The organism is Rhodococcus sp. P4_F5 (assembly GCF_056401315.1).
The window spans coordinates 1-7,447 of record NZ_JBFUJP010000122.1 but is presented as its reverse complement, the minus strand read 5'-3'; the positions used below and the strand labels follow the sequence as shown (position 1 = coordinate 7,447).

Genomic DNA, 7,447 nt, shown 5'->3' with positions numbered 1-7,447 from the left:
CGCCCGCACCTGCACCGGTCCCGGCCCCCGCACCGGCCCCCGCACCGGCTCCGGCTCCGGCGCCGGCGCCCGCACCCGCCCCAGCTCCGGGGCCCTCCGGTGACGGCGGCGCCGGCGTCGCGAACGGCGTCGTGAACGGCGTCGGCGGCGTGGCCAACGGCGCGGGCGCCGTGGTCGACGGGGTCGGCCAGGGACTCGGCGGCGTGGTGGGCGGCCTCGGCGGGGTGGTGGGCGGCCTCGGCAACGGCGTCGGCAATGTCCTCGGCGCCGTCGTCGGCGGCGAGTAGGCCGGACCAGGTGAGGAGCGAGGCAAAGGTGTTGGCATCCGGCTCCGTGGCCACCCCCGCGACCGCGTCGGCGGCCGCCCGGGCGCTGCTGGCCGACGCGCGCCACGGGCACCCCCACCGACTGGTGCGGGGCGCGTCGGGCACAGGCAAGTCCGCGCTGCTCGCGGCGGTCCGGGACGCGGCCGACGGGCCTTCGGACGCAATGGTTTTCAGTGGCGCCGCGCCCGGCGGTGCGGTGTTCGACGGTGCCGCGCCGCCGCCGGGCTCGGTGGTGCTGGTCGACGACGCCCACCTGCTCGCCGCGCGCAGCCTCTCGGCCCTGACCGAGGTCGCCGCCCGCCCCGACGTCACCCTCGTCGTCGCCGCCGAACCTCGCCCCGCCAACGACGCACTGCGCGCGCTGTCCTCAGCCCTCGACGGCACCGTCGCCCTGGGGCACCTCTCGCCCCGTGACACCGCTGCGCATGCGGAACTGCTGCTGGGCATGAGCCTGCCGCCGCAGGTCGTCGCGCTGGTGCACCGGCTCACTGGCGGGCTCCCCCGCTGCGTCGACGCCGCCCTCGCACCCCTGCGCGCCGGCGGCCTGACCCGGGACGGCCTCGACCGGGCCGTGGCAGCGGCGGTCACGGACTGCCACCACGACGTGCTCGGCGGGCTCGACGCCGACCTGCTGGCCGCCCTGGCCGTCGCGACCACAGGCGCCGGGCTGGACGCCGCGGAACTCGGCCGAACCCTCGAACTCGTGCCGGACGCCGCCCGCGACCTGGTGGACCGGACCCGCGCCTGCGGGCTGGTGCTGCCGTCGGGCGCCCTGCTCGCCTCGGCGCACGAACCCCTGCGGTCGTTGCTCGGCGCCCAGCGGGTGGCCGGGCTGCAGGCCGAGGCATTGCGGGCCCGGGTCACGCTGGGGACGCTGGACCTCCCCTCCGCCCGCGCCTTCGCCGAGGCGGGGGTGACAGACCCCGTCCTTGCCGAGTTCCTGTGCGAGCAAGCCGAACTCGCCCCGCCCCGCCGGGCCGCCGAGCTGTACGCGTCCGCACTGCGGGCCGGCGCCGACGGCCCCCGCCTGTCGCTGCGCCGAGCGGAGGCGGCCGGACTCTGCGGCGACCTGGACACCGCGGTCCGGTTGGCGGACGGCCGGCTCGAGCACGCCGCGGACCTTCCGGCCGCCGAACTGGCGGCGGCGGTGCGGATTGCGGCGAGCGTCGCCGCGCACCAGGGCATGGTGACCCGCAGCGCCGACCTGTACGAGTGGCTCGGCCCGGCGCGCGCCGGGGTCGACCGCCCGGTCGCGGCGATGGTGCTGCTGGCCGCCGGCCGACCCGAGTCGGCGTCCGTCATGTCCGGCATCGCGCTGTCCGACAACGGAACTGGTGGCCCGCCACCGAGCCTGGTGCCGCCCACGTCGGGTGCGGCCGCCGCGACCCTGCTCGCGGACGGCCTGCGGCAGTCACTCGACGGGTCCACCGCGATCGCCCTGAACACCCTGACCCGCGCGCTGTCCCTGGGCGCCAACGCATCACGCACCACCTTCCTGCCGGACACCGGCGCGGCGGTCACCGCCCTGGCGGCACTGCACTGCGGTGAACTCGACCGGGCCCGTGCGGTGCTGCAGCGGGCGCTGGACACCGACGCGGAGGGCGGGGTGAGCCGGGCCCGGCACCTGCTGCTGCTCGCCTGGGTGTCGATGACCCACGGCGACCTCGATTCCGCTGCGCAGGAACTGAACTCGGTCTCGTCCGGCGACCTGAACCCCCGCGACGCGCTGTTCGCCGCGGCGCTGCGGGTGGGCCTGGCCCGTCGCACCGGCGACGTCGGCGCACTGCGCCAGTCCTGGGAGCGGGCGCAGACGGTGGTCGCCGAGCACTGCGTGGACCTGCTGAGCCTGCTGCCGCTGGGCGAGCTGTGGCTGGCCGCGGCCCGGCTGCGGGAACTGCACCGCGTCGCGCACCTGGTGGACCAGGCCCGCGAGCTGCTGACGCAGCTCGGCGAGCCGCCGCTGTGGGGTTCGCCGCTGCACTGGTACGGGGTGCAGGCCGCCATCCTCGCCGAGACACCCGCCGACCTGGTGCCGCACGCCCACGCGCTCGGCGTCGCCGCCGAGACCAGCACCTACGCGGCCGGACTGGCCCGCGCCGGCCGCGCCTGGCTGCGGGTGCTGCAGGGCGAGACCGACGCGACCGAGGTGGAACAGTCCGCCCGCACCCTGGCCGGGATCGGCCTGCCCTGGGACGGCGCCCGGTTGGCCGGCGAGGCCGCGCTGCGCGCCACCGACACCCCCGCCGCGACCGCCCTGCTGCAGGTGGCACGGTCGTTGCGCCCGGCTGCGGCGGTTCCCGCCGACGTCGCACCCACGTCGGGCACCGCGGCGCAGTCCGCGCCCACGGGCGGTCTGACGGAGCGAGAGTCGGACGTGGCGCGCCTGCTGGTGACGGGCCTGACCTACCGGGACATCGGCGCGCGGTTGTTCATCTCCGCGAAGACCGTCGAGCACCACGTGGCGCGGATCCGACGCCGGCTCGACGCCCCGAACCGGGCCGAGATGCTCTCGATGCTGCGGGCCATGGGTTACGACGGGTAGGAGACCTTCCCCCGTCCGCGTCGCGGGACTACGTTTGGAACCGCACGTACGCGATCCGAAGAGGTCTCCTGCCAGGGGCGTGACCGGAAGGGTGAAGCCGATGCCGTACAGGGTTGGCGTGTTCGTCGGCAGTCTCTCGAAGAACTCCATCAACCGCAGGCTCGCGACGGCGCTGATGCGCCGGAGCCCCGACGGACTGGCGATGCAGGAGATCCCGATCCGGGACCTGCCGCTCTACAACCACGACTACGACGCCGAGTACCCGCCCGTGGGCGTGGCGTTCAAGGCGGCCGTCGCGAGCGTGGACGCGCTGATCTTCGTCACCCCCGAGTACAACCGCTCCATCCCCGGCGCGCTGAAGAACGCGATCGACTGGGGTTCTCGGCCGTGGGGCCAGAACTCGTTCGCGCTCAAGCCTTCCGGTGTGATCGGCACCTCGCCGGGCCACATCGGCACCGCCGTCGCGCAGCAGCACCTGCGCAGCGTGCTGTCGTTCGTGAACTCGCCGGAACTGGCTCAGCCGGAGGCGTACATCCAGTTCCACGACGGCCTGATCACCGAGGACGGCGAGGTCACCGTCGAGTCGACCGCCGAGTTCCTCGACAAGTGGCTGCGACTGTACGAGGAGTTCGTGTGCAAGGTGATCAGCGTCAACCCGAAACCGGCGCCGTAGCCCGCCTCAGCGAGGAGCGGGCGCGAGCACCATCACCGGGATCCGCCGGTCGGTGGCCCGCTTCTCGTAGCCCGCCCAGCCCGGGTAGATCTCGAGGCCGCGGCGCCACAACCGGTCCCGCTCGTCGCCCTCGGCCTCGTACGCGTACAACTGCCGCGGCGCACCGCCGGACACCACCACGGTGCACTCGGGATTCTTGCGCAGGTTGTAGAACCACGCCGGGTTCCCGTGCTGGCCGTAGTTCGACGCGATCACCACCACCCGGTCGCCGTCGAGCAGGCCGACAAGTGGCAGGGTGCGGCGAATCCCGCTCTTGGCGCCGGTGGTGGTGAGCATGACCACCGGCAGCCCGGTCAGCATGCTGGTGAACGTGCGTCTGCCGTTGGTCATCCGGAAGACCGGGCGGTCGATGTGGTGCAGCGTGTGCGCGTAGAACCACGCCATCGGCGCGGTGCCCGCGGAGGAGCGCACCAGCTTGTAGAACGGATTGGTGTCCCGATAGCTCTGCGCCGCAGTCACCGTTTCAACGTAGTTCACCGCGGGCCGCGACACGAGACCCTCACCGCTGCAGGACGACCGACGCCTCCGAGGTGAGCGACGAGAAGGTCAGCGACTCCTCGAGGTAGAGAGTCACCTCACGGTCGGTGTGACTGTCGTAGCCGATCGACAGGTCCGCGCCGAGGGTCAACTGGTTGTCCCCGCCCCGGGTCGACAGCACGTAGCCGCCCTGCACCGCCGGCGCCCAGACGACGTCGGCCACCAGGTCCTTGAGGTGGTGGAACACCGGATGACCCTCGTCCCGGGTCTCGCTCACCGCGGTGTACGCGTCCGCGTCGAGGACCACCGCGTACGGGCCCTCGACCCCGGCCAGCCGCAGCGCCGACAGCGCCGACGCCACCGCGTCGGGGACGGCCAGCGGGTCGGCCGGCATCTCGAGCACCGGGTTGCTGCTCGACGGCCCGAGCCCGCGGATGCCGGCCTCCTCGAAGCCGCCGAACACGGCACGGTCCTCGGCGAAGGCGAGGGCCTTGGCGGCGTCCTTGACCGGCTGCCAGTCCGAGTCCAGCGAGCCCCGCGCCACGTCGTCCACCTCGGCACGGCTGAGCGTGAACTGGAACCGCAACTCCACCAACGGGTGCACCTGGCGCTGCTGCGCGCGAATACGACTGTCCGAGGACCTGATCGGGCGCACCCGGCCCAGGTTGTGCGCGGAGTACGCGTACCCGAGCGGGCCCACCACGTCCACCACCCGCCGGCCGGCGACGTGTCGCTTGAAGGTCCGGGCGGCCTCCTCGCCGATCTGCTCCCACGCGGCCTCGGTGACCGGGGCCAGCCGACGGTGCAGGTTGCTCGAATCAGTCATTGCGCCACCCTTTGAGGTCGCCGATCTGCAGGGACATTCCGTACCGGTCGGGCTCGGCGCCGTCGGGTGACGACGCGTCGTCTTCCGTTGCAGCGCCGGTCGTCTCGGGACCGCCGAGCGATTCCAGGACGTCCAGGCTGGGGGCGAAGAAGAGCGTGCCGGTGACGGCCGTGGAGAAGTCGAGGATGCGGTCGTAGTTGCCGGGCGGGTCGCCGAGGAACATGTGGCGGAGCATCTCCTCGGTGACCGACGGGTCCTTGGCGTAGCCGATGAAGTAGGTCCCGAACTCGGCGTCGCCGAGGCTGCCGAAGGGCATGTTGTCCCGCAGGATCTCCCGTTCGGTGCCGTCCGCGTCGACCAGTGTGTTCAGTGCGACGTGCGAGTTGCTCGGCTTCACGGTGTCCGCGAGTTCGACGTTCTCGACCTTGGTCCGTCCGATCACCCGCTCCTGGTCCTCGACGGTGAGCGACTGCCAGGCGGCCATGTCGTGCAGGTACTTCTGGACGATCACGTAGCTGCCGCCGGCGAACTCCTCGTCCTCGGCACCGACGAGGGCGGCCGCCCCGGCACCGGAGCCGACGGGGTTCTCCGTGCCGTCGACGAAGCCGAGCAGGTCGCGCGCGTCGAAGTAGCGGAACCCGGTGACGTCGTCGACGACGGTCGCCGCGTCGCCGAGCGCGTCGACGATCAGCCGGCCCAGTTCGAAGCAGAGGTCCGCGCGCGCCGCCTTGATGTGGAAGAGCACGTCGCCCGGTGTCGACGGGGCGCTGTGCACCTCGCCCCGCAACGGCACGAAGGGATGCAGGCCCGTCGGGCGGGTCCGCGGACCCGCCCGGTCCCACAGGTCGGAGCCGAGGCCGACGACGCATTTCAGCGAGCCTGCCAACTCGCGGAAACCGACCGCCCGCACCAGCGATCCGACGTCCGCGCTCACCTCCAGGACCCGCCGTGCGTCCGCTCGCGAGGGACCCGCCGCCACCACCAGGAACAGTGCGGCCGAGCTGAGTGGTTCGAGGACGGGTTGCGGTTCGGGGCGGCTCATCGTGCTCCCGGAAGTTCGCGGCGGGGCTGCGGTTTTCCCGCCTGTGCGCGCACTCCACCTGAGGGTAGGACACCACCGGCGCCACCGCAGGGAGAGCAGACGACCCTGGTGGCGACGGCCCGAGGCAATCGTCTGGTTAAGGTGAACGCCAGTAGCGGCAACCGCCGCCGAACACGAGGAGACACGACATGACCGCGGGTCTCGGGCTGCGGGTGGGCGACACCACGGCCACCGCCATCCTGCAGCGGGGCGACGGCCTGCTCGACGAGCCACCGGCCGTGGTGCGGGCAGCGACCCTGTTGCTCGGCGAGGACGCGGCGGTCCTCGGCGCACCGGCCGACCGCGAGGGCGTGCTGTCGCGGTTCACCTCACGGGTCGGCGACCCGGCCGGGCTGAGCGCGCCCGACGGAACGTCGTACCTCGCGGAAGACCTCGTCGCGACGGCAGTCAGTGGCCTGCTGCTGGCCGCCACCGAGCAGTTCCCCGACGACTTCCCGAACAATGCCGCCCTCCCGGTGGTCGCCACCTACCCCTCCCACTGGGACGCCGCCACCGTGGCCGCCCTGCGCGAGGCGCTCGACCACGTCGGCCAGGCGTCGGTGACGCTGATGCCCGACGCGGTGGCCGCCGTGGCCTGGCTCGAGGCCGCGCACGGCCCGCTCGGCGACGCCGTGGTCGCGGTGTACCACCTCGGCTCCGCGGGCCTGGACGTCTCGCTGGTCCGCACCGGCGAAGGCGCCGGGCTGCTGCGGCCGTCGACCTACACCACCCTGTTCGGCGGCGACAGCCTCGACCGCACCGTCGTCGAGCACGTGCTCTCCGTCGTCGCCGCCGATCTCGGGCCGGTCGACACCGCCGATCCGGCTACCCGTGCGCAACTGACGACGCTGCGCGAACGCTGCCGCGAGGCCAGGGAACAACTGTCGACGCGGGACACCGCTGCCGTGCCCGTCGAGGTCGCGGGCGCCCACACCAGCATCACCCTGACGCGGACCGAACTGGACGAGATGCTCCGCGGCCAGGTCGCCGGGTCGCTGACGATGGTCGAGGAGAGCATCCGCGCCCACGAACTCGAGCCCGCCGGCGTGCGGACGGTGCTGCTGACCGGCGGCGGTTCGGCCATGCCGCTGGTCGCCGAACTCGCCGCGCAGACCCTCGACCTGCCGACCGTCTCCGCACCGGATCCCGGCCGTGCGGTCGCGCACGGCGCCGCGATCCTCGCCGGCGGCGCCAGCCCGGCGCTGGTCGCGAGCGGCGGCATCGCGCTCGCGGTGGGAGGCGTCGCGCTCGCCGCCGATGCCGCGGCCCTCGCTGCCGGCGACGCGGCCTCGCCCCTGGACGGCGACGCCGCCACCGATTCCATCCCGGTCGTGACGCCGGACGCGGGACTGAGCACCGCCTGGGGCGCGGCCGCCACGCCGCCCGGCGCCGCACCGGCACCGGCACCGGCACCCGCACCCGCACCCGCGGTCACCGCCGCGGCCGCCGGCGAGGCTGCCGG

7 protein-coding genes are annotated in these 7,447 nt (G+C 73.7%); 4 read left to right on the top strand and 3 right to left on the bottom strand.

Annotated elements, in window-relative coordinates; all coding sequences use genetic code 11:
• The 3 genes from AC1DU4_RS25815 to AC1DU4_RS25805 all read left to right on the top strand — a co-directional run.
• On the top strand, window positions 1-287 hold a 287-nt coding region (locus tag AC1DU4_RS25815), incomplete at its 5' end, for a hypothetical protein (protein ID WP_477844745.1).
• Window positions 288-297: 10 nt separating this feature from the next.
• Window positions 298-2,868, top strand: coding sequence for a LuxR C-terminal-related transcriptional regulator (locus tag AC1DU4_RS25810; protein ID WP_477844743.1), 2,571 nt, complete (start codon window positions 298-300; stop codon window positions 2,866-2,868).
• Between the two features lie 100 nt (window positions 2,869-2,968).
• Window positions 2,969-3,541, top strand: a complete 573-nt coding sequence (locus tag AC1DU4_RS25805) for an NADPH-dependent FMN reductase (RefSeq protein ID WP_477844741.1) — start codon at window positions 2,969-2,971, stop codon at window positions 3,539-3,541.
• A 6-nt stretch (window positions 3,542-3,547) separates the two neighbouring features.
• On the opposite strand, the gene AC1DU4_RS25800 is transcribed toward AC1DU4_RS25805, so the two are convergent.
• From AC1DU4_RS25800 to AC1DU4_RS25790, 3 genes are read right to left on the bottom strand one after another with little or no spacing between them, the layout of a single operon-like run.
• A complete protein-coding gene (locus AC1DU4_RS25800; RefSeq protein ID WP_477844739.1) occupies window positions 3,548-4,060 on the bottom strand; it encodes a nitroreductase family deazaflavin-dependent oxidoreductase in 513 nt (170 codons plus the stop codon).
• Window positions 4,061-4,100: 40 nt separating this feature from the next.
• A complete protein-coding gene (locus AC1DU4_RS25795; RefSeq protein ID WP_477844737.1) occupies window positions 4,101-4,904 on the bottom strand; it encodes a family 1 encapsulin nanocompartment shell protein in 804 nt (267 codons plus the stop codon).
• The gene (locus tag AC1DU4_RS25790) at window positions 4,897-5,946 is read right to left on the bottom strand and encodes a Dyp-type peroxidase (RefSeq protein ID WP_477844735.1); all 1,050 of its coding nucleotides are present in this window, start codon (window positions 5,944-5,946) and stop codon (window positions 4,897-4,899) included. The genes AC1DU4_RS25795 and AC1DU4_RS25790 overlap by 8 nt, the downstream gene beginning before the upstream one ends.
• 188 nt (window positions 5,947-6,134) lie before the next feature.
• Between AC1DU4_RS25790 and AC1DU4_RS25785 the strand changes: the two genes are divergently transcribed.
• On the top strand, window positions 6,135-7,447 hold a 1,313-nt coding region (locus AC1DU4_RS25785; RefSeq protein ID WP_477844733.1), incomplete at its 3' end, for an Hsp70 family protein.

Excerpts from the sequence above, each read along its gene's own strand:
- AC1DU4_RS25805 (WP_477844741.1), top strand. The coding sequence starts at position 2,969 with ATGCCGTACAGGGTTGGCGTGTTCGTCGGCAGTCTCTCGAAGAACTCC.
- AC1DU4_RS25795 (WP_477844737.1), bottom strand. The coding sequence starts at position 4,904 with ATGACTGATTCGAGCAACCTGCACCGTCGGCTGGCCCCGGTCACCGAG.
- AC1DU4_RS25790 (WP_477844735.1), bottom strand. The coding sequence starts at position 5,946 with ATGAGCCGCCCCGAACCGCAACCCGTCCTCGAACCACTCAGCTCGGCC.